Genomic DNA, 20,755 nt, shown 5'->3' with positions numbered 1-20,755 from the left:
TGAAGCCGTAGAACAGCTCCTCCTGCATCACACTTTGCTCGCCCATCATCGACTCAATCTCCTCTTACGACGAAGATTGAATCAGATGGGATATTCGGCTTGAGCCCCATCTTCGACGGTGATGGACGGAGGTGCTGCGCTCCGAGCTGATGATAGAACGTGGTCTGCAGCTACAGCCACAAGCATCAGGAAAGGAAACGCAGCATGAAGCATTATGCCGGATTGGATATCTCGGTAAAAGAGACCGCCGTTTGCATTGTCGATGAAACTGGCAAGATCTGCCGCGAGGTCAAGGTGGTCAGCCACCCCGACGACCTCACCGCGGTTCTGAAAGGTCCCGCCTTGCGCATCGAGCGGATCGGGCTCGAGGCCGGACCGTTGTCGCAATGGCTGTTCGAAGGCCTGGCCAAGGCCGGTTTGCCGGCAATCTGCATCGAGACCCGACACACCAAGGCATTCCTCAAGGCGCGGCCGAACAAGACGGATCGCAATGATGCGCGCGGCATCGCACAGATGATGCGCGTCAACCTGTTCCGCCCGGTGCATGTCAAGACGCTGACGAGCCAGAAGCGCCGCGCGCTGCTGACGGCGCGCAAGCTGCTGCAGGAAAAGGCCCTCGCCATCGAGAACGACCTGCGCGGCCTGTTGCGCAATTTTGGGCTCAAGGTTGGCGTCGTCGGGACCGTCAAGTTTGAGGATCGGATTCGCGAGCTCGTCGAAGGACGCTGTGAACTGGCCGAAATTGTCACGCCGCTGCTGGAGGCGCGCTGCAAGCTGCGAGAACAGTTTACAGTTCTACATCGCAGACTTCTGAGAATCGTGCGGGACGATGAGGTCTGTCGGCGCTTGATGACGATCTCCGGCGTCGGTCCTGTGGTGGCGCTGGCTTATACCGCGACGATCGACATTCCACAGCGATTCAGAAACTCTAAAACGGTGGGGTTCATCCTGGGACTGACGCCAGTGCTCAACCAATCAGGTGAAAGTCACCGCGTGGGTCGCGTCTCGCTGTGCGGCGACGGGATGATGCGCACCTTGCTCTACGAAGCCGCCCAAGTGATGCTAACGCGCGTCAAGAAGTGGTCATGGCTGAAGGCGTGGGCGATGAATGTCGCCAAGCGGTGCGGCCTGCGAAAAGCGATCGTCGCACTAGCCCGCCGGCTGGCGGTCATCATGCACCGCATGTGGGTGGACGGCACCGAATTCCGCTGGACGCGGGAGGCCTCGCCAGCCGCTATCTGACCGGGAAGGCCGTAAGGAGAGAGACAAGTTCCGCCACCGGCGGAAGCACGTCCTTCGCGGGACGATGGATGAGGCGAGTTCGTTGAAGCACTCGGACCGGTCGCTCACTGCAGCCGATCAGGCCGCGAATCAGATTGTGCCGCTTCATTCTCCTGATCCCATGCTGGGAGGGCTAAAGCCGATCCCGTAGAGAAGCGAGGCCCCGCGAAAGACGTCAAACGCCGGAGAAGCCGCAAGCTCGAAAGCGCTTGACCTCAACATGCCGAATAGAGAAGTGCTTCAGGACTGCTGCAACCCGGACTTTTTCAACACTATCGACCGGTTCTGCCCGCACCGTGGTTCTTGCTGCGCCGGCTTCGGCCGCAACCGAGCAGACCACACTGCCAAGAATCAGACTGCCATTAGATAAAACTGAGACCGATCCCGGCCGCCGGGATTGGGTCCATGGGAAGTCGCATGGCACAAAGCGCTGCCGCCTCGCGCCCGGATTGCCTCCCGCAAAAACCGACGATTTCGGTCGCTGCCCACGCGCTGGTAGGACCACCATTTTGCTGGCGAAACGCGACGTTCGGCGTATCATTCTCTCGGGAGAGGGTTCATGGTGGGAGGAAGCCAATGAACGTGGTGAAGCGGGTGACGGTCGCCGACTTGACAGCCCAAGAGCTTGTTTCATCTGCGCTTTCACGGTTTGGTGCCGGCGACACCATATCGACGAGGGCGATGCTGGACATCGTTCGCAGGACGGCTCCGGCCTGCGGCAACAGTGACGACGATCTGGTCGAGCTTATCGTCATGACGGCGGTTGGTAGGACCATGGGCGTCGTGTTCGACCATCGCTCCCATTAAAACAATCTGGAACGAACATCAGGCTGCGCCCAGGAGCAGTGGCGGGCGGTGGCAGCGCCGCCAAAGAGGCCGGCCTGTTTGTGCGTGAAGGTCGGCCTGGCACCAAGCCCTTGCTTTGAGCAAAACCGCTGCTCATGCCGGGTCATGCCCGAAGCCGGTAGTTGGGCGACACGCTCGAAGGAACTCGCTGAAATCTTGCCCGTTATGCTCTCGTTGAGATGAGGAGAGCTGCCATGGCCGACGACAAAACCAAGACCGACAGTCGCGACCGCTCACGAGTGGCGGGCGGCGAAGACTACGAGGTACGTCACTTCGCCGAGGAAGCGGGCATTACCCCTGAGCAGGCGCGCACGCTGATCAAGCGCCACGGCACCGACCGCAAGGTGCTGAACGAAATCGCCGAAAGCATAAGAGCGTCGTAATGGCTGACAAGAAAACCGCAATGGCCGACCGCAAGACGCGCGATCTGGACGAAAAGGAGGCTCTGCGCCTGGCCGAAACCACCGACGTTTCGCCGAAGCAGGCGAAGGATCTGATGCGCAAGCACGGCAAGGACAGCCCGAAGGTCGAGAAGGAAGCCAAGAACTTCAAGGCCGAGGGCTGAACGCGCCCAGCCGGTTGGACGCGCGGCATAGGGGCCGCAATCCTGCGGCTTATCGGTTTTCTAACAAATTCGGCCTATGCCTTCCGCTATCGCGGCTTAGGGATGCCATATGCGCGGGATGTCTGGTGAGGCGAGGCCGTCGATAGACGACATACGGCATGTGAGGCTGATGTTTTGCCTGCTGGCGGCGGTCGTGATGGCGGCGGCGCTCCTCGCCTTTGCCACCTCCCTCCTGCAGGATCCTGATAGCTGGTGGCACATCAAGGTCGGCATGGATATGCTGGCAAGCCGCACATTCCCCACCGTCGACATCTATTCCTACACTTTTGCCGGCCAGCCATGGATCGCCAAGGAATGGCTTAGCCAGGTTCTCCTTGCAACTGCCTTTGAAGCCGGCGGCTGGAACGGCGTGGTGCTGCTGGCGACTGCAGTAATCGCGCTGACGGTCTTCTTGACGTCGTGGTATCTCAGCGCGTGGTTGAAGCCGACGCTGGCGATAGGACTGACGCTGGTTCTCGCGCTCTTGATCGGGCCAATCTATGTCGCCCGGCCGCACATCTTTACCTTGCCCATCATCGTCGTCTGGACCGCCGGTCTTTTCCAGGCCGCCCGCAACGAGAAAGCACCGCCCTTATGGCTGCTGGCGCTGCTTTGCCTGTGGGCCAATCTCCACGCCACCTTCACCTTCGGTTTCGTCATCGCCGCCTTCGCCGGCCTCGATCTGCTTATGCGCACGCGCTTATCGAACCCCCGGCTGCTGGCCAAGTGGATTGCTTTCGGGCTGCTTTGCCCGCTGGTCAGCCTGCTCAACCCCTATGGCGTCAAGGCAATACTCGCCACATTCACCGTGGCCTATGGCAATGAGGCGGTGCCTTACATTGCGGAGTGGCAGCCATTCGACGCCTCGCGGCATACCCTCCAGGAGGTGATCCTGCTGGTGGCGTTTTTCGGGCTGGTCGTGTCGAGATTGCGCATTGGCTGGGCCAAGGCGCTGTTCCTTGTCTTCACGTTGCACGTCTATCTCACCCACATACGGTTCATGTACCTGTTCTTTCTTCTCGTGCCGGTGGTCCTTGCCGTCGAGGTCGCGCAACAATATCCAGTGCTTTCAGCCGAGAAATGGGCGACGGAAAAGCGTGACGGACTTGAACAATTTTTCGCACGGCAATTTTCCAGGATTTGTGCTGGACTTGCCGTTTTGCTGGTTTTGGCGGCTGCCGCCTTCACGAGCTATCCGGTCGCGCCGAGCCAGAAGACCTCGGCGAGGGACGCACTGGCCTTTGCCCAAACCCATAATCTGTCGGGCAATCTGCTGAACTCCTACGATTTCGGCGGCACGCTGATTTTCCACGGCATCAGGACGTTTATCGACGGCCGGGCGGATCAGCTCTTCCTGAATGGCTTTACGGAAACGGATGAGCAGACGGGGCACAGCCGGGGCAAGCCGATCCTGAAAGCCCAACTCGACAAATATACGATAGGCTGGGCATTGTTGGCCGCCGACGACAGCCGCATTCCATTCTTCGACGAACTGGGCTGGAAGCGGGCCTATGCGGACGATTACGCGGTGATCTACACCCGCGCGGACTGAGCCCCGGCAGCTTCGCGCGCCGGTGCGCACTTCCCCCCTGAAGCTTCGGCCAGCGCCGAGGCGGCGAAATCCTTATGGGATTTTGATTTCTTTGCTCCGCGTCCCGTCTCGAACCTTTATGGCACTTTGATCCATATTCACAGGAGCGGTGTATCCAACCGCCGATATGATGCGGCGACGGGTTTTTGATAGTTTGTTAAAGTAAACAAACAAATACAACATAAGGAAAATGCGCGGTGGACATAGTTGTTGTCGCGATTGGAATCGCGTTCTTTGCTATGTGCTTCGGCTACATCAAAGCCTGCGACAAGCTGTAAGTTTAGGGGATCGTAACATGCTTTTCGACTATATCCTCGGCGGCGCCGTGACCTTGTTTCTTCTCGCCTACCTGACATACGCCCTCGTTCGCCCGGAACGCTTCTGATCTCCGCTGGCAAGGAGCCAACCCCATGACAATCAACGGATGCCTGCAGATCCTCGTCTATTGCGGGATCGTCGTTCTGCTGGCCAAGCCGCTCGGCGGCTACATGCATCGCGTTTTCAGCGGCGAGCGCACATTCCTGTCGTCAATTCTGGCCCCGCTCGAGCGCGGGCTCTACCGCATATCAGGGACCAGCGAGCGCGAGGAGCAGCACTGGACCTCCTATGCGGCCGCCCTGCTGTTCTTTAACCTGGCCGGCTTCCTGGTGCTCTATTTCCTGCAACGGCTGCAAGGCGGCCTGCCCTACAATCCGGCCGGCATGACCGCCGTCGAACCTGGGCTGGCCTTCAACACCGCCGCCAGCTTCATGACCAACACCAACTGGCAGAACTACGGCGGCGAAAGCACGATGTCCTATCTCGTGCAGATGGCCGGCTTGACCGTGCAGAATTTTCTGTCGGCGGCGACTGGCGTCGCCATTGCGGTCGCATTGATCCGCGGCTTTGCCAGGGCCTCAGGCAAATCGATCGGCAATTTCTGGGTCGATATGACCCGCGGCACGCTCTACCTGCTTTTGCCCTTTTGCATCGTGTTGACTCTCGTCTATGTCTATCTCGGCATGCCGCAGACGCTCGCTGCCTACGTCAACGCGACGACGCTCGAAGGCGCGCAACAGACTATCGCGGTCGGGCCGGTCGCTTCCCAGGTTGCCATCAAGATGCTCGGCACCAACGGCGGCGGTTTCTTCAACGCCAATGCCGCGCACCCGTTTGAAAATCCCGACGCGATCTCGAACCTGATCCAGATGGTGACGATCTTTGCCCTCGGCGCGGCGCTGACCAATGTCTTCGGCCGCATGGTAGGCAACCAGCGCCAGGGCTGGGCAATTCTGTCGGCGATGGGCGTGCTGTTCATCGCCGGCGTTGCCGTCTGCTACTGGGCGGAAACCGCCGGCAATCCGCTTGTTCATGCGCTGGGTGTCGACGGCGGCAACATGGAGGGCAAGGAGAGCCGCTTCGGCATCGCCCTGTCGGCACTGTTTGCCGTCATCACCACGGCCGCATCCTGCGGCGCGGTCAACGCCATGCATGACAGCTTCACCGCACTCGGCGGCATGATCCCCATCATCAACATGCAGCTCGGCGAGGTCATTGTCGGCGGCGTCGGCGCCGGCTTCTACGGTATCCTGATGTTCATCGTCATTGCCGTTTTCGTCGCCGGGCTGATGGTCGGACGCACGCCCGAATATCTCGGCAAGAAGATCGAGGCCAAGGAGGTCAAGATGGCTATGCTGGGCGTGCTCTGCCTGCCGCTTGCAATGCTGATCTTCACCGCTATCGCGGTGGTGCTGCCGACCGGCGTTGCTTCCATCGCCAATGCCGGCCCGCACGGCTTCTCCGAGGTTCTCTATGCCTACACCTCGGCCGCGGCGAACAATGGCTCCGCCTTTGGCGGCCTCAGCGGCAACACGCCCTGGTACAACGTAACGCTCGGCATCGGCATGCTGATGGGCCGGTTCCTGGTCATTATTCCGGCGTTGGCGATTGCTGGCTCGCTGGTTACGAAGAAGACCGTCCCTGCCTCCGCCGGCACCTTCCCGACCGATGGTCCGCTGTTCATCGGACTGCTGGCCGGTGTCATCCTGATCGTCGGCGGTCTGACCTTCTTCCCGGCCCTGGCGGTCGGACCGATCGTCGAGCACCTGGCGATGATTCGCGGTCAGACATTCTGAAACGGCCATGCCCTGGTTCAAGATCATACCTCGAAAGGTCGGGCATCGCCCCGAGCCGGAGGGGGAGAAAACGCCCCCTCCTTTCCCGACGCTGTCCACATTCCTCGCTATTGCGGCAGCCTTGATCATGATCTGGCTGCTGGCTTATGGGCCGCCGCACCTTCGTTCGGCACACGATCGACCGGTCAACAACATCGACACTGGAGCCACCAAATGAGCCCGTCGAAATCCGTGAGCATCATGGATACCCGCATTCTGTGGCCCGCTATCGGCGGTTCCTTCAGAAAACTGAACCCGCGCACCTTGATGCGAAACCCGGTGATGTTCGTCGTCGCCGTCGTCTCGGCGCTCACCACCGTGCTGTTCGTCAAGGATCCCGTTACCAGCGGCGGCGATCTTGGCTTCACGCTGCAGATCATCATCTGGCTGTGGTTCACCGTGCTCTTCGCCAATTTCGCCGAAGCGGTGGCCGAAGGCCGCGGCAAGGCGCAAGCTGACTCGCTGCGTCGGGCGCGAACCGAGACGCAGGCCAAGCTGTTGAACGGTGGCGACCGCAGCAAGTTCAAACTGGTGCCCGGCACCAGCCTGAAGGTCGGCGACATCGTGCTTGTCGAAGCCGGCGACATCATCCCCTCGGACGGCGAGGTGGTCGAAGGCGTGGCGTCGGTCAACGAGGCGGCCATCACCGGCGAATCCGCACCGGTCATCCGCGAATCCGGAGGCGATCGTTCGGCGGTGACCGGCGGCACGCAGGTCTTGTCCGACTGGATCCGCGTGCGCATCACTGCGGCTGCCGGCCATACGTTCCTCGACCGCATGATCTCGCTGGTCGAGGGCGCCGAGCGCCAGAAGACACCCAACGAGATCGCGCTCAACATCCTGCTCGTCGGCATGACGCTAATCTTCGTGCTGGCGACGGCGACGATCCCGAGCTTCGCCTCGTATTCGGGCGGCTATATCCCGGTGACGGTGCTGGTCGCCCTGTTCGTTACCCTGATCCCGACCACAATTGGCGCCCTGCTGTCGGCTATCGGCATTGCCGGCATGGACCGCCTGGTGCGCTTCAACGTGCTCGCCATGTCGGGCCGCGCCGTCGAGGCGGCCGGCGATGTCGACACGCTGCTGCTCGACAAGACCGGAACCATCACGCTGGGCAACCGTCAGGCGACGGCATTTCGTCCGGTCAAGGGCGTCACCGAACAGGAACTGGCCGACGCCGCTCAGCTTGCCTCGCTTGCCGACGAAACGCCGGAAGGCCGCTCGATCGTCGTCCTGGCGAAGGAAAAATACGCCATCCGCGCCCGCGACATGGCAAGCCTGCACGCGACTTTCGTGCCCTTCACCGCGCAAACCCGCATGAGCGGTGTCGATCTGGAAGGCTCCTCGGTCCGCAAGGGCGCAGTCGATGCGGTACTTGCCCACGTCAACCTCTCGACCGTTGCCACAGGCAGTACGCGCCCCGGCAGCGACACCGTCCGGGACCTTCAGGCGATCGCCGACGAGATCGCCAAATCGGGTGGCACTCCACTCGCGGTCGAGCGCGACGGGCGCCTGCTCGGCGTCGTCCATCTGAAGGACATCGTCAAGGGCGGCATCGCAGAACGCTTTGCCGAATTGCGCCGCATGGGCATCCGCACGGTGATGATCACCGGCGATAATCCGATGACCGCGGCGGCGATCGCGGCGGAAGCCGGCGTCGACGACTTCCTTGCCCAGGCGACGCCCGAGGACAAGTTGAAGCTGATCCGCGACGAGCAGGCCAAAGGCAAACTGGTCGCGATGTGCGGCGATGGCACCAACGATGCGCCGGCCCTTGCGCAGGCCGATGTCGGCGTTGCCATGAACACCGGCACGGTCGCGGCGCGCGAGGCCGGCAACATGGTCGATCTCGACAGCGATCCGACCAAGCTGATCGAGATCGTCGAAATCGGCAAGGCGCTGCTGATGACGCGTGGCTCGCTGACCACCTTCTCCATCGCCAACGACGTGGCCAAGTATTTTGCCATCATCCCGGCAATATTCGCCGTCTTCTACATCGCCCCGGGCCAGACCGCCGGGCCGCTGCAAGCGCTCAATGTCATGCATCTGGCGACGCCGCAGAGCGCTATCCTCTCGGCCATCATCTTCAACGCGCTGATCATCATTGCGCTGATCCCGCTGTCGCTGAGGGGCGTCAAATACCGCGCGGTCGGCGCCGGTGCGCTGCTCAGCCGCAATCTCATTGTCTATGGCCTTGGCGGCGTCGTAGTGCCCTTCGTCGGCATCAAGATGATCGACATGGCCATCACCGCTCTCGGTCTCGCCTAAGGAACCACGTCGATGCTCAATCAAATCAGGCCCGCGATCGTCATGATCGTCTTCTTCACCATTCTGACGGGTTTGGTCTATCCGATCGGCATGACCGGCATTGCCCAGGCGCTGTTTTCGCGCCAGGCCAATGGCAGCCTGATCGAGAAGGACGGCAAGCTCGTCGGTTCCGAGCTGATCGGCCAGGCTTTCGAAAGCGACCGCTACTTCCATGGCCGCCCGTCGGCTGCCGGCGACGGCTACAATGCCGCCGCCTCGGGCGGCTCGAATCTCGGCCCGACCAACCCGAAGCTCATCGACAGGATCAAGAGCGACGCCGAAAAGCTGAGAGCCGAAAACCCGAGCCAGCCGGTACCGATGAATCTGGTCACCACGTCCGGCAGCGGCCTCGATCCGCATATCAGCCCCGATGCGGCCTATTTTCAGGTTGCCAGGGTGGCCAAGGCCAGGGGCGTCGATGAATCCAGGATCAAATCGCTTGTCGACAGCCATGTCGAAGATCGCGAATTGGGATTCATCGGCGAGCCGGTAGTCAATGTGCTGGCCCTCAACCTTGCGCTGGACGATGCCATGAAACAGTGAAGGACCGGCGCCGGGATCGACACCGAAGCCGGCGCCGTTCATGATTGACCCGTATGCCAGACGACAGACGCACCGCCGAAACCAGGCCCTCTCCCGACGCGCTGCTCGAGCATGCCGAGCGGGAGGAGCGCGGCCGCCTGAGGATATTTCTCGGCGCCGCCCCCGGTGTCGGCAAGACCTACGAAATGCTGATGTCGGGCCGCGCCAGGCTGGCCGACGGGGTCGACGTGGTGATCGGCATCGTCGAGACGCACGGCCGCAAGGAAACCCAGACGCTGGTCGAAGGCTACGAGGTCATTCCTCGCCTTGAGATCGATTACAAGGGGCGGATCCTTGAGGAGATGAATCTCGACGCCATCCTCGCCCGGCACCCGGCGCTAGTTCTGGTCGACGAACTCGCCCACACCAATGTCGCCGGCAGCCGTCACCCCAAGCGCTATCTCGACGTCCAGGAAATCCTGACGCACGGCATCGATGTCTACACGACGCTGAATATCCAGCACGTCGAGAGCCTGAACGATGTCGTGGCGCAGATCACCCGCGTCAGGGTGCGGGAAACTGTCCCCGACTCCATAATCGACCAGGCCGACGACATCGAGATCATCGACCTCACCCCCGACGATCTGATCAAACGGCTTGAGGAAGGCAAGGTCTACATCCCCAGCACCGCCCAGCGCGCCATCGAGAACTATTTCTCGCCGGGCAATCTGACGGCGCTCCGGGAATTGGCGCTCCGCCGCACTGCCCAGCGGGTCGACGAGCAGTTGCTGACCCACATGCAGGCCCACGCGATACCCGGGCCTTGGGCGGCGGGGGAAAGGGTTCTCGTCTGCGTCGATGCGCGTCCGGGCGGGGCGGCCCGTGTACGTTATGCGCGGAGGTTGGCCGACCGGCTCCGCGCCCCTTGGACGGCGCTTCATGTCGATACCCCTCGTTCAGCTGCCATGCCCGAGGAGGACAAGGATCGGCTGGCGACGCAGCTGCGCCTTGCCGAGCAGCTCGGTGCCGAGGTGACGACCATTCCGGGTCAGAACGTCGCGCAAGACATCGTTCGGCATGCGACGGCGAACAACTTCACCCATATCGTGATCGGCAGGCCGACCCGATCGCGTTGGCGGGAATTGATCGAAGGCTCGCTCACTTACGATCTCATCCGCAATGCCGGCGACATCAGCGTCCATGTCATTTCGGGAAACGAACGCAACGCCGAGGCGACGTCGAGGACCGTCAAGGCGGCGGACGAGCAGTGGCAGTTCGAGATCTGGCCCTATCTCAGGGCCACGGCCTATGTTGTTGGCTCGCTCGCCTTCGCCGTCCTTCTCGACCAGTTTCTCGACGTCCGCAATCTGGCGATCATCTTTCTCATTGGGGTCCTGACGTCGGCGGTGACCGGCGGTCTCTGGCCGGCTTTGTATGCCTGCCTCATCAGCGCCATTGCCTTCAACTATTTCTTCCTGGAACCACGCTACACGCTGACGATCGAGGATCCGGAGAGCATCGTTGCGCTGGCTGTCTTCCTGGTTGTTGCGGTCATTGGCAGCAATCTAACAGCGCGCGTGCAGCGTCAGGCGGTCGCCGCGCGCTCGCGGGCACGCGCCACAGAAGATATTTATCTCTTCTCAAAGAAGCTCGCCGGCGCTGGGACGCTTGATGACGTTCTCTGGGCAACTGCCTTCCAGATCGCCTCGATGCTGAAGCTGCGCGTGGTGCTGCTTCTGCCGGAGAACGGCACGATTGCGGTCAAGGCCGGCTACCCACCCGACGACACGCTGGCCGAGGCCGACATCGCAGCAGCCCGTTGGGCGTGGGAGCATAACCGCGCCGCCGGGCGCGGCGCCGACACGCTGCCCGGAGCAAAGCGCCTCTATCTGCCCCTGCGGACCGGACGCACGGCGGTGGGCGTCGTTGGCCTCGACAACGACAAGCAAGGTCCGCTGCTGACACCCGAGCAGCAGCGTCTGCTCGATGCGCTCGCCGACCAGGCGGCGGTCGCCATCGAACGCATCCAGCTCGTCGCCGATGTTGACCGGGCCAAGCTCGCGGCCGAGGCAGACCGTCTGCGCTCGGCCTTGCTCACCTCCATTTCCCACGATTTGAAAACGCCGCTTGCCGCCATCATGGGCGCAGCCGGAACACTCAGGGACTTCGAGGCCGCACTTCCCGAGCAGGACCGGGCGGAACTGCTGTCGACCGTGCTCGATGAAGCGGAGAGGCTTAACCGCTTCATCGCCAACCTACTCGATATGACCAAGATCGAATCCGGCACTATGGAGCCGAACTATGCGTTTCACTATCTCGGCGACATTGTCGGCTCAGCCCTGCATCGGGCCCGCAAAATCGTCGGCGAGCATAAGACCGAGATCGACATTCCATCGGATCTGCCGATGTTGCGGGTCGACCCCGTTCTGTTCGAACAGGTGCTGTTCAACCTCCTCGACAATGCTGCAAAATACGCGCCGCCAGGTTCGACGATCCGCCTGCAAGCCTGGGCCGACAACGGCTTCGTCATCCTGCAGATCATGGATGAGGGACCAGGCATTCCTCCAGCGGATCTAGAGCGCGTTTTCGACACTTTCTACCGTGTGCGCAAGGGTGACCAGGTGCGTGCCGGCACCGGGCTCGGCCTGTCGATTTGCCGCGGCTTCATCGAAGCGATGGGCGGGACGCTCTTGGCGGCAAACAGGTCCGACCGCTCGGGGGCGGTTTTCACGATCAAGATGCAACTGGTGCCGGCGGAACTGCCCAATCTCGGCGAACCCGAGACGGGCCATCAAAATATGGACGATCTGGCATGACGAGCCTGGACGTCAGGATATTGGTGGTGGACGACGAACCGCCGATCCGGAAACTGCTTCGCGTCGGGCTTGGCAGCCAAGGCTATGCGATCAGCGAGGCGCCGAACGCCAGGGCGGCGATTGAACTCATCGCGACGGAAAAGCCGGACCTTGTGCTGCTCGATCTCGGCCTGCCCGGCATGAGCGGGCATGAGTTGCTCCGCAAATGGCGGGATGATGGCCTGGACATTCCCGTGGTTATTCTTTCCAGCCGCACCGACGAGGCCGGCATCGTCTCGGCCCTCGAACTCGGCGCCGACGATTATGTCACCAAGCCATTCGGTATGAACGAGCTTGTCGCACGCATCCGCGTCGCGCTTCGCCACAAGTTCCAGCAGCAGGGTGAGAGACCGGTGTTCCAGACCGGCGACCTCTCCGTCGATCTGGTGAAGCGCATCGTCAAGGTCGAGGACAAGGAGATAAAGCTCTCGCCGAAGGAATACGACATTCTTCGCACCTTGGTGCAGCACGCCGGCAAGGTTCTCACCCACCAGTTCCTGCTGAAGCAGGTCTGGGGCGATTCCACCGACGTTCAATATCTCAGAGTCTATGTCCGGCAACTCAGGCTAAAGATTGAGAAGACGCCCGACCAGCCCCGCTATATCACGACCGAGACCGGCGTCGGATACCGGCTGCGCGAAGTCGATTGACGGGACGAGCATCCGAAGCGGAAATGCCCCTTCCAATCCGCTTCAAATCAGCGGCGGCCATGGCGTCGCCGGACAAAAGCCCTATATTAAGCGAAGATTGGTTTTGTGCGGGAATGAACGAATGCCACGGCTTCGTCTATTGACGTTTCTAGGGTCGGCAATGCTGACTGCGGCGATGCTGTCGGGCGTAAATCCAGCTGCATCGGCACAGGTCGGCAGTCCCGCCGATCGCAACGTGTTGATCCAGCAAGACCAGTTGCAGATGTTGGAGAACAGGCTGCGGCGGCAGCAATACCAGCAGCAGCAACAGCAGTACCGTGCCCAGGATCGCCAAATCCCAATACCGCAACGGCAGGAGGTGCCGCAGATGAGGCCAACTTGCCAGTTGCTGCCGTCGGGGAGCGGCTTTGTCAGCACCTGCCGCTGACGACCGGTCCCTTTCATTTATTTAGCCGACTTATATACTGGGGAACCGCTCCGCCTGCGCCCCATTGAAAACGGGCGGGTTTCCAACGCTGCCCTTGCCGTCTGGGCACCGATTCGACTGGATTATCGAATGGCAGCCAGCAAGAAGAAGGTTGTACGCAAGGCAAGGAAGGGCGACGGGGTTCGCCAGGTCGCGGCGATTCCCTTTCGGGTGAACGAGCATGGCGATGTCGAGGTGATGCTGGTCACATCGCGAACGACGAGGCGCTTCATCGTACCGAAGGGCTGGCCGATGAAGGGCAAGAGCGGCCGCAAGGCAGCCACCATCGAAGCACAGGAAGAAGCCGGTGTTCTCGGCAAGACACTGAAACAGCCTGCCGGCACCTACCACTACTGGAAGCGGCTGGCGAACCGCTTCGTTCGCGTCGATGTCGTCGTCTATTTGCTTGAGGTAACCGAGGAACTTGCCAAGTGGCAAGAAGCCAAGAGACGGCAGCGGGCATGGCTGACGCCGACCGACGCGGCGTTGCTGATCGACGAGCCGGATCTTTCGACGCTGGTGAGGAACATCAGGATTGCCGAACTGGAGCATAATCCCAAAAAGCAGAGTCCGGCGTTCGGAAAAGATCCCGCTCAATAGAAGATGGAGGCATGCCCCGACTGTGTCGGGATGGAATTGGTTTCCAGCGCCCGCCGCCCCCGTCTCTTGAACCGATGCCTCACTGACTGCCATCGTCTTCCTCGGGCAGAGGCCGCGCCGGCGTGCCGGTATAGGCCCACAGCCATTCGCGCGGCAGTGGCCCTTTGTTGCGTTCGCTCTCCTGCGACTGTTCCCATGCATGTGCGAGGATGCCGACGGAGCGCGACAGCACGAAAAGGCCCCGCGTCAGCGGCGGCGGGAAGCCGAGCTCGCCGTAGATGACGGCCGTGGCGCCGTCGATATTGAGCGGGATTTTTTTGCCCTTGCGCCGCGAAACCTCGGCCTCGACCATCTCGGCGATATCGGCGAAGCGCCCGCTGACGACGCCGCGCGCGGCAAAGTCACGGGTCAGCTCGATGAGGCGGGGCGCCCGCGGGTCGACCGGGTGGAAGCGATGGCCGAGCCCGGGCACATAACCGTCCTCCCCAGCAAGGAAATGATCAACCCGCAGCGACACGGCGCCCGTGAGGGGCACGCCGGCGTCCACTTCAGCGGCGATGTCGCCGTAGAAGGAAAGCGCCTGTTCGCCGGCGCCGCCATGCACATCGCCAAGCACGTTGATGGCAGATGCCATGGCGCTGTTGATGCCGACGCCGCACGTGATCGCCATGCGGGCGATGGCGATCGACGGCGCCTGCGGCCCATGGTCGACGGCAGCACCCAGCGCGATGCCGAGCAGCGCCGCCTGCTCCTCGCTCGGCAGTTCGCCGCGCAGCATGAGCCAGATCATTGCCGGAAAGCTGACGCGACCGATCAGATCCTGGATTTCATAGCCGCGCAGCCGGATGACGCCGGGGCGCATCTCGATGATGCCGGTCTGCCACCATTCCTCGCCGCGCGCGCGGCCAGCCTTGTTTTCCGTGTCGCTCATGGCTTCTTTTCCGTGCCGCTCAGGCCTTCGCTCTTTTCTTGGCGCGTGGCGGCAGGTTGGCAAAAACTTCGTCCATATGCTCGCCCAGCCCCGGCGGCGGCCTGCTCGGCAAAGGTGCCTCGCCATCGACCATGAAGCCGCCGCGCACCACGGTCAGCGGCCTAGCTATCCCGGACACGGCCTGGAAGCGTACCGTCATGCCGCGCTCGATCACTTGTCTCTCTTGCAGTACCTGCGGGATTGTCAGCACCCGGCCTGCCGGCACGCCGGCGCGATTGAACGTCTCCTCCCAGGCGGCGGCCGAGCCGCTCGCCAAGGCATCCTCGATCAGCGCTTTCAATGCAATGCGGTTCTGCTTGCGCGTTTCGCGCTCGGCAAAGCGGACATCCGACGCCAACTCCGGCCGACCGATCAACCGGCACAGTGTGACGAACTGCTCTTGCTTGTTGGCGGCGATGTTGAGCAAGCCGTCGCCGGTGCGAAACGCGCCAGACGGTGCGGCCGTCATGTTTTCATTGCCCATCGGCTGCGGCTCGACGTCCGCCGTCAGATAGTTCGACACCGGCCAGCCGAGCGCAGAAAGCGTGCATTCGAGCATCGACACGTCGAGGAACGCGCCCTCGCCAGTCGTCTTCTGCTTGACCAGTGCGGCGGTAATGGCGAAGGCTCCGACCAGCCCGCCAAGCGTATCGGCGACGGGATAGCCGACACGCAGTGGCGCCGTTTCCGGTGTACCGGTGATGCTCATGATGCCGGAAAGACCCTGGATAATCTGGTCGTAGGCTGGATTGTCGCGCATCGGCCCGGTCTGGCCGAAGCCCGATATCGCACAGTAGACAAGGCTTGGCCGGACCTCCTTCAGCCTGGCATGGCCAAGCCCCAGCCGGTCCATTACGCCGGGGCGGAAATTCTCGACCAGCGCGTCGGCCGAAGCGACCAGATCGAGGAAGCGTTCGCGGTCGGCCTCCTGCTTGAGATCGAGCGCCACCGAGCGTTTGCCGGCATTCTGCGCCAGGAACGAAGCGCCCATGCCCGCCCGGTTGAGCTCCGGCGAGGCGCCGAGCTGGCGCGCCAGATCACCACCTTGCGGCGTCTCGACCTTGATGACGTCGGCCCCGAGCAACGCCAGCTGGTAGGCGCAATAGGGGCCGGCCAGCACATTGGTCAGGTCAAGGACGCGGATGCCGGAAAGCAGGTCTGTCATGACGTCACGAACAGCTCAGGCATCGCCCGGCACGTGCTCCGGTCCACGCATGCGCCTGTGCTCGATGTAGGCCCAGATATGCGGTCCAACCAGCCCGATGAAGGCCAGCGTCAGCAGCGTCAGCGACAGCGGATGCTTGTAGAACACCGTCCAATCGCCGTTGGAGATGGTCATCGCGCGGCGGAACTGCGTTTCGGCAAGCGGCCCGAGAATCATGCCGATGATGACCGGCGCGGTCGGGAAATCGAAACGCCTCATCAGGAAGCCGGCGGCACCGAGCAGATAGAGGATGACGAGGTCGATCGGCGATTGCGAGATGCCGTAGGTGCCGACCGTGGCGAACACCAGGATGCCGGCATAGAGCTGCGGCGCCGGGATCTTCAGCAATCGCACCCAGAGCCCGATCAGCGGCAGGTTGAGGACGACGAGGATGACATTGGCGATGAACAGGCTGGCGATCAGCCCCCACACCAGGTCGGCCTGCGTCGTCAGCAGCAGCGGCCCCGGATTGATACCGTAGCTCTGGAACGCCGACAGCATGATCGCGGCCGTCGCCGAGGTCGGCAGGCCGAGCGTCAGCATCGGCACCAGCACGCCGGCCGCGGATGCATTGTTGGCCGCTTCCGGCCCGGCAACGCCCTCAATGGCGCCGACCGTGCCGAACTCCTCCTTGTGTCTGGAGAGTTTCTTCTCGATAGCATAGGAGAGGAAGGTCGGGATTTCGGCGCCGCCGGCCGGCATGGCGCCGATCGGGAAGCCGATCAGGGAGCCGCGCAGCCATGGCCTCCACGAGCGCGACCATTCAGCCGCGGTCATGTAGAGCGACCCTTTCAACGGCACGATGTCGTCCTTGCCGGCATAGCGGCGTGAGGCCATGTAAAGCGTCTCGCCAACGGCGAACAGGCCAACGGCGACGACGATGACGTCGACGCCGTCCAACAATTCGCTCATGCCGAAGGTGAAGCGCGGCTGCCCCGTCTGCAGGTCGACGCCTATCATGCCGACAACGAAGCCGACGAACAGGCTGGTCAGGCCGCGCACCGACGACGAGCCGAGCACTGCCGAAACCGTGATGAAGGCCAGCACCATCAGCGAGAAATATTCGGCCGGGCCGAAGGCCAGCGCGAATTTGACGACGATCGGCGCCAGGAAGGCAACGCCGATGGTGCCCAGCGTGCCGGCGACGAAGGAGCCGATCGCCGAGGTTGCCAGGGCCGCACCGCCGCGGCCGGAGCGGGCCATCCGGTTGCCTTCCAGCGCGGTGACGATGGTGGCGCTTTCGCCAGGCGTGTTGAGCAGGATCGATGTCGTCGAGCCGCCATACATGGCGCCGTAGTAGATGCCGGCAAACAGGATGAACGACGCCTCCGGCGCCACCTGGTAGGTGATCGGCAACAGCAGCGCGATGGTCAGAGCCGGCCCGAGGCCGGGCAGCACGCCGATCGCAGTCCCCAGCGTGGTGCCGACCAGGCACCATATGAGATTGATCGGCGAGAAGGCGACCGAAAATCCGTGCGCGAGATGGCCGAGCGTTTCCATGGCGTCAGCCCCTCAGCATGGCGACGACCGAATCGACGATCGCATTCAGCTGGTTTTCGATGAAGCCGGCACCGATATTGACGCCAAGCGCCCTGGCAAAGCCGAAATAGGCGGCCAGCGCCAGGATCAGCCCGAGCAGCACGTCACGCAGCGGACGCCGGCTGCCGAAACCGTGGCAGATGAGAACGAACATGATGACAGATGCAGCGGTAAAGCCGAGCGGCTGGATCAGCACCAGATTGGCGATCAGTCCGAGGGCGACGATGCCCATCGCCTTCCAGTCGGTCGGCGTCTCCTTTTCGTCCTCCGGCTGCCATCCGCCCCGCAAGGCGGCAATGATGAGCAGCAGCGACAGGATCATCATCCCGGTCATGGTGATGTAGGGAAAGACGGTCGGACCGACCTTGGAATAGAGCGGCGAGACCGGGATTGCCAGCGTCTGCCAGGCAACCGCACCCGCACAGGCGAGGAGCCCAACGCCGATCAGCAGTTCGGGCACTGCAAGGCGCGGCGGCGCCTGCTGGTCGCTGGTGCTCATCATCGTCCTCCCAATGCCAGCCCCGAGGGCCGGTTCTCCCTGGACTGGTCTCACTCGGCCGATCTCGGCCTAGTTTCACCTCCGGCGCCGCGTATGTCCATGCGGCTGGCGAAAGTCGGCAAGGGTTGGCGCAGGCCGCCCCTTGCCGAGAGCATCACGCCAGGCCGAGGTCCTTGAGGATCGTCCCGATGCGGGCCGTGTCTTCGGCGACGAATTTCGCATAATCGTCACCGGTGAGCAGGATCTGCGTCCAGTTACGGTTCTTGCATTCGGTGGCCCAGGCGTCGCTCTTGGCCATGGTCTCGATCAGCTTGATCATTGCTGCCTTGTCGGCGTCCGAGACGCCGGGCGGTGCGAAGACGCCGCGCCAGTTGAACAGCTCGACATCGATGCCGGCTTCCTTCATCGTCGGCGCATCAATTCCCTCCTGGCGTTTATCCGCGGAGATGGCCAGCAGCCGCAGCGCACCCGCCTTGACCTGTTCGGCGAACTCGCCATAGCCGGAGATGCCGGCCGCGACCTGGTTGCCGAGCAGCGCCGACAGCGCCTCGCCGCCGCCGGCAAACGGCACATAGGAGAGATTGGTGGCCGGAACACCGACGGTCTTGGCGATGAGGCCGAACAAGATGTGGTCCGAGCCGCCAGCCGAACCGCCGGCGACCGGAACCTGCGTCGGGTCGGCTTTGAGGGCGGCAACAAAGTCGGCCGCAGTCTTGAATGGCGAGGCGGCCGGCACCACAAGCGCCTCGAACTCGCCAGTAAGGCGGGCGATTGGCGTGACCTCGGTAAGGTTGTTAGCCGCCTTGTTGGCGATGATCGCGCCGACCATGACCATGCCAGCCACCATCAGCGCGTTGCCCTTGCCCTTCCACTGGTTGACGAATTGCGGCAGGCCGACAGTACCGCCGGCGCCGCCGACATTGGTGATCTGCGAGCCGGAGATCAGTTTTTCGCTGCGCAGCACCTGGTCCATGGCGCGCGCCGTCTGGTCCCAGCCGCCGCCCGGCGCCGCTGGCACGAAAATCTGCAGCTGCGGCGCGTCCTGCGCGAAGGCGGGGATAAAATGCGATGCCGCGAGTCCGGCAGCACCCGCTGCCGCGGTGCTCATCAAGAATCGGCGTCTGTTCAGCATGGGATTCCTCCAAATCGCGACACCTCCTCCGGTGCCTGCCAGAAACGTGGCCTGCCTTCAGACCCGCTCGATAAAATTCATGCAGAGTTTGCGTCTTCCTGTCAAAGACAGAACACGCCGCATGCGGCACAATCGGCCTGCGCGATTTTCAGGCTGGCGAACCGGACGCCCGAAGACGACGTGGCAGGCAGTGCCAAACAACATCCGTCAGGGTTGCCGCTCCAGCAGGATGGTCGGCTTGCCTTGGTAGACGGTTCGCAGCACTTCGCCATAACCACATTTTGCCGCGACGTTCAGCGATCCGGTGTTTTCCGGATCGATGATGCAGACGGTCTTCGCGGCGCCGAACGTCTCGTCGCCCCAGGCAAGCACCCGTGCGACGACTTCGCTGGCCAACCCGTGGCCATGCGCGCCCAAAACCAGAGCCCAGCCGGCCTCCGGAATGCCCTCGATCGACGGCGTCATGTCGCGTTTCAGATCATGAAAGCCGGCCTCGCCGATGAAGCGGCCAGTCGCTTTTTCCTCGATCGCCCAGAAGCCGTAGCCCAGAAGCGACCACAGGCCGGCGTGGCGCAGGAAGCGCATCCAGCTTTCCTCCCGCGTGCGCGGCTTGCCGCCGATAAAGCGGGTGACGGCGGGATCGGCCCACATCGCGACATAGGCGTCGAAATCGTCAAGCCGGTGCGGCCGCAGGACCGTGCGCGAGGTCTCAATTACTGGGGCGACAATTGTATGCGGACTGGCCATGGTCATGTCTCGGTTGTTGCCCGTGCAGGTCTTCCAAAAGTGGGGACAGCGACACGCCCGAGACGGGAAATCCAAATCCGTTGCGAAAAACAAGAGCCAAGGCTGTGTAGATCATCTTCCAGGCTGATGTGAATCCTGCCAGGCGGTGTTAGTTTTTCTCCAGTACTGGTTCAGGCGCGTTGGGTTTCGGCGCTGCCGTCCGACAGAGGGAAAACAGCATGGACACGACCGACCTTGTGCTTGCCATCTTCCATCATCTGCTGGTGTTTTCGCTGGCAGGCATCATCGGCGCCGAGTTCGTCCTGATCCGCAGCGACTTGTCCGCCGCGACGCTGAAGCGGCTTGTCGGCATCGATCGCCACTACGGCATCATCGCCATGCTGATCATCGTCGCAGGCATCGGCCGCGTCATCTATGGTCTCAAGGGCTGGGAATTCTACGTCTACAACTGGATGTTCTGGGCAAAGATGGCCGCCTTCGCAATTGTCGGCCTGTTGTCGATTATCCCGACCGTCCGATTCCTGTCCTGGAATAGGCAGGCGAGCGCCAGTCCCGGCTTCCAGGTGCCTGCGGCGGAGCTAGCGTCCGTTCGCAGCTATGTCCGCACCGAGGCCTTCATCTTCCTCTTGATCCCGGTGTTCGCGGCGGCGATGGCGCGCGGCTACGGTTATTAAGATAGGTCGGAGGAAGGGCATCGCGCGGCCCAACCTTTCCACTCATTTGCGCGGACAAACGTGCAGTTTGCCGTTCGAGGCTGATTGTCATTTGTCGGGTTGCGCTAGTTATTGC

Annotated in this window: 21 protein-coding genes; 15 read left to right on the top strand and 6 right to left on the bottom strand. The window is 62.4% G+C overall.

Going from position 1 to position 20,755, the window contains the following annotated elements:
• The first annotated feature begins 204 nt into the window (after positions 1-204).
• From NKH67_RS23910 to NKH67_RS23845, 14 genes are all read left to right on the top strand, one after another.
• A complete protein-coding gene (locus tag NKH67_RS23910; protein ID WP_352502670.1) occupies positions 205-1,242 on the top strand; it encodes an IS110 family RNA-guided transposase in 1,038 nt (345 codons plus the stop codon).
• 615 nt (positions 1,243-1,857) lie between these two features.
• Positions 1,858-2,088, top strand: coding sequence for a hypothetical protein (locus NKH67_RS23905; protein ID WP_352469460.1), 231 nt, complete (start codon positions 1,858-1,860; stop codon positions 2,086-2,088).
• 233 nt (positions 2,089-2,321) lie between these two features.
• Entirely contained in the window at positions 2,322-2,510 is a 189-nt protein-coding gene (locus NKH67_RS23900) for a DUF3606 domain-containing protein (protein WP_352502669.1), read from the top strand.
• Positions 2,510-2,692, top strand: coding sequence for a hypothetical protein (locus tag NKH67_RS23895; protein ID WP_352469832.1), 183 nt, complete (start codon positions 2,510-2,512; stop codon positions 2,690-2,692). The genes NKH67_RS23900 and NKH67_RS23895 overlap by 1 nt, the downstream gene beginning before the upstream one ends.
• 109 nt (positions 2,693-2,801) lie before the next feature.
• A complete protein-coding gene (locus NKH67_RS23890; protein ID WP_352502668.1) occupies positions 2,802-4,283 on the top strand; it encodes a hypothetical protein in 1,482 nt (493 codons plus the stop codon).
• Positions 4,284-4,617: 334 nt separating this feature from the next.
• Entirely contained in the window at positions 4,618-4,707 is a 90-nt protein-coding gene (locus NKH67_RS23885; protein ID WP_023675300.1) for a K(+)-transporting ATPase subunit F, read from the top strand.
• Positions 4,708-4,732: 25 nt separating this feature from the next.
• Positions 4,733-6,436: a potassium-transporting ATPase subunit KdpA gene (gene kdpA / locus NKH67_RS23880; RefSeq protein ID WP_352502667.1), complete on the top strand. Its 1,704-nt coding sequence runs from the start codon at positions 4,733-4,735 to the stop codon at positions 6,434-6,436.
• A 7-nt stretch (positions 6,437-6,443) separates the two neighbouring features.
• Positions 6,444-6,653 carry a hypothetical protein gene (locus tag NKH67_RS23875; RefSeq protein WP_352502666.1) on the top strand — a complete coding sequence of 70 codons (210 nt, stop codon included), beginning with the start codon at positions 6,444-6,446 and terminating at the stop codon, positions 6,651-6,653.
• Positions 6,650-8,743, top strand: a complete 2,094-nt coding sequence (gene kdpB / locus NKH67_RS23870) for a potassium-transporting ATPase subunit KdpB (RefSeq protein ID WP_352502665.1) — start codon at positions 6,650-6,652, stop codon at positions 8,741-8,743. Before NKH67_RS23875 ends, kdpB begins: the two co-directional genes overlap by 4 nt.
• A 12-nt stretch (positions 8,744-8,755) precedes the next feature.
• On the top strand, positions 8,756-9,325 hold the full coding sequence (gene kdpC, locus NKH67_RS23865; protein ID WP_352502664.1) for a potassium-transporting ATPase subunit KdpC: 570 nt from the start codon (positions 8,756-8,758) through the stop codon (positions 9,323-9,325).
• Positions 9,326-9,378: 53 nt separating this feature from the next.
• Positions 9,379-12,120 carry a DUF4118 domain-containing protein gene (locus tag NKH67_RS23860; RefSeq protein WP_352502663.1) on the top strand — a complete coding sequence of 914 codons (2,742 nt, stop codon included), beginning with the start codon at positions 9,379-9,381 and terminating at the stop codon, positions 12,118-12,120.
• Positions 12,117-12,809 carry a response regulator transcription factor gene (locus NKH67_RS23855; protein ID WP_352448298.1) on the top strand — a complete coding sequence of 231 codons (693 nt, stop codon included), beginning with the start codon at positions 12,117-12,119 and terminating at the stop codon, positions 12,807-12,809. The genes NKH67_RS23860 and NKH67_RS23855 overlap by 4 nt, the downstream gene beginning before the upstream one ends.
• Before the next feature lie 160 nt (positions 12,810-12,969).
• On the top strand, positions 12,970-13,236 hold the full coding sequence (locus tag NKH67_RS23850) for a hypothetical protein (RefSeq protein WP_352502662.1): 267 nt from the start codon (positions 12,970-12,972) through the stop codon (positions 13,234-13,236).
• Positions 13,237-13,365: 129 nt separating this feature from the next.
• Complete coding sequence (locus NKH67_RS23845) at positions 13,366-13,875, top strand: NUDIX hydrolase (RefSeq protein WP_352502661.1); 510 nt, start codon at positions 13,366-13,368, stop codon at positions 13,873-13,875.
• Between the two features lie 79 nt (positions 13,876-13,954).
• Here the strand turns inward: NKH67_RS23845 and NKH67_RS23840 are convergent, their stop codons facing one another.
• The 6 genes from NKH67_RS23840 to NKH67_RS23815 form a co-directional block, all read right to left on the bottom strand.
• On the bottom strand, positions 13,955-14,806 hold the full coding sequence (locus tag NKH67_RS23840; RefSeq protein WP_352469450.1) for a citryl-CoA lyase: 852 nt from the start codon (positions 14,804-14,806) through the stop codon (positions 13,955-13,957).
• A gap of 19 nt (positions 14,807-14,825) precedes the next feature.
• Positions 14,826-16,010: a CaiB/BaiF CoA transferase family protein gene (locus NKH67_RS23835; protein WP_352502660.1), complete on the bottom strand. Its 1,185-nt coding sequence runs from the start codon at positions 16,008-16,010 to the stop codon at positions 14,826-14,828.
• 15 nt (positions 16,011-16,025) lie between these two features.
• Complete coding sequence (locus tag NKH67_RS23830; protein ID WP_352565610.1) at positions 16,026-17,549, bottom strand: tripartite tricarboxylate transporter permease; 1,524 nt, start codon at positions 17,547-17,549, stop codon at positions 16,026-16,028.
• Positions 17,550-17,553: 4 nt separating this feature from the next.
• Positions 17,554-18,087: a tripartite tricarboxylate transporter TctB family protein gene (locus tag NKH67_RS23825; RefSeq protein WP_352502673.1), complete on the bottom strand. Its 534-nt coding sequence runs from the start codon at positions 18,085-18,087 to the stop codon at positions 17,554-17,556.
• Positions 18,088-18,241: 154 nt separating this feature from the next.
• Positions 18,242-19,219, bottom strand: coding sequence for a Bug family tripartite tricarboxylate transporter substrate binding protein (locus NKH67_RS23820; protein ID WP_352453995.1), 978 nt, complete (start codon positions 19,217-19,219; stop codon positions 18,242-18,244).
• Between the two features lie 207 nt (positions 19,220-19,426).
• Positions 19,427-19,966 (bottom strand): GNAT family N-acetyltransferase, encoded by a 540-nt coding sequence (locus tag NKH67_RS23815; protein WP_352469446.1) that lies wholly within the window; start codon positions 19,964-19,966, stop codon positions 19,427-19,429.
• Between the two features lie 218 nt (positions 19,967-20,184).
• Between NKH67_RS23815 and NKH67_RS23810 the strand changes: the two genes are divergently transcribed.
• The gene (locus NKH67_RS23810; RefSeq protein ID WP_352469445.1) at positions 20,185-20,640 is read left to right on the top strand and encodes a DUF2214 family protein; all 456 of its coding nucleotides are present in this window, start codon (positions 20,185-20,187) and stop codon (positions 20,638-20,640) included.
• The last annotated feature ends 115 nt before the right edge of the window (positions 20,641-20,755 follow it).

Origin of the sequence: Mesorhizobium sp. M0968, assembly GCF_040319065.1 — a bacterium.
GTDB lineage: Bacteria > Pseudomonadota > Alphaproteobacteria > Rhizobiales > Rhizobiaceae > Mesorhizobium.
This window is presented reverse-complemented; position numbering and strand designations above follow the sequence as displayed.

Excerpts from the sequence above, each read along its gene's own strand:
- NKH67_RS23910 (WP_352502670.1), top strand. The coding sequence starts at position 205 with ATGAAGCATTATGCCGGATTGGATATCTCGGTAAAAGAGACCGCCGTT.
- NKH67_RS23905 (WP_352469460.1), top strand. The coding sequence starts at position 1,858 with ATGAACGTGGTGAAGCGGGTGACGGTCGCCGACTTGACAGCCCAAGAG.
- NKH67_RS23900 (WP_352502669.1), top strand. The coding sequence starts at position 2,322 with ATGGCCGACGACAAAACCAAGACCGACAGTCGCGACCGCTCACGAGTG.
- NKH67_RS23895 (WP_352469832.1), top strand. The coding sequence starts at position 2,510 with ATGGCTGACAAGAAAACCGCAATGGCCGACCGCAAGACGCGCGATCTG.
- NKH67_RS23890 (WP_352502668.1), top strand. The coding sequence starts at position 2,802 with ATGCGCGGGATGTCTGGTGAGGCGAGGCCGTCGATAGACGACATACGG.
- NKH67_RS23885 (WP_023675300.1), top strand. The coding sequence starts at position 4,618 with ATGCTTTTCGACTATATCCTCGGCGGCGCCGTGACCTTGTTTCTTCTC.
- kdpA (WP_352502667.1), top strand. The coding sequence starts at position 4,733 with ATGACAATCAACGGATGCCTGCAGATCCTCGTCTATTGCGGGATCGTC.
- NKH67_RS23875 (WP_352502666.1), top strand. The coding sequence starts at position 6,444 with ATGCCCTGGTTCAAGATCATACCTCGAAAGGTCGGGCATCGCCCCGAG.
- kdpB (WP_352502665.1), top strand. The coding sequence starts at position 6,650 with ATGAGCCCGTCGAAATCCGTGAGCATCATGGATACCCGCATTCTGTGG.
- kdpC (WP_352502664.1), top strand. The coding sequence starts at position 8,756 with ATGCTCAATCAAATCAGGCCCGCGATCGTCATGATCGTCTTCTTCACC.
- NKH67_RS23860 (WP_352502663.1), top strand. The coding sequence starts at position 9,379 with ATGCCAGACGACAGACGCACCGCCGAAACCAGGCCCTCTCCCGACGCG.
- NKH67_RS23855 (WP_352448298.1), top strand. The coding sequence starts at position 12,117 with ATGACGAGCCTGGACGTCAGGATATTGGTGGTGGACGACGAACCGCCG.
- NKH67_RS23850 (WP_352502662.1), top strand. The coding sequence starts at position 12,970 with ATGCTGACTGCGGCGATGCTGTCGGGCGTAAATCCAGCTGCATCGGCA.
- NKH67_RS23845 (WP_352502661.1), top strand. The coding sequence starts at position 13,366 with ATGGCAGCCAGCAAGAAGAAGGTTGTACGCAAGGCAAGGAAGGGCGAC.
- NKH67_RS23840 (WP_352469450.1), bottom strand. The coding sequence starts at position 14,806 with ATGAGCGACACGGAAAACAAGGCTGGCCGCGCGCGCGGCGAGGAATGG.
- NKH67_RS23835 (WP_352502660.1), bottom strand. The coding sequence starts at position 16,010 with ATGACAGACCTGCTTTCCGGCATCCGCGTCCTTGACCTGACCAATGTG.
- NKH67_RS23830 (WP_352565610.1), bottom strand. The coding sequence starts at position 17,549 with ATGGAAACGCTCGGCCATCTCGCGCACGGATTTTCGGTCGCCTTCTCG.
- NKH67_RS23825 (WP_352502673.1), bottom strand. The coding sequence starts at position 18,087 with ATGAGCACCAGCGACCAGCAGGCGCCGCCGCGCCTTGCAGTGCCCGAA.
- NKH67_RS23820 (WP_352453995.1), bottom strand. The coding sequence starts at position 19,219 with ATGCTGAACAGACGCCGATTCTTGATGAGCACCGCGGCAGCGGGTGCT.
- NKH67_RS23815 (WP_352469446.1), bottom strand. The coding sequence starts at position 19,966 with ATGGCCAGTCCGCATACAATTGTCGCCCCAGTAATTGAGACCTCGCGC.
- NKH67_RS23810 (WP_352469445.1), top strand. The coding sequence starts at position 20,185 with ATGGACACGACCGACCTTGTGCTTGCCATCTTCCATCATCTGCTGGTG.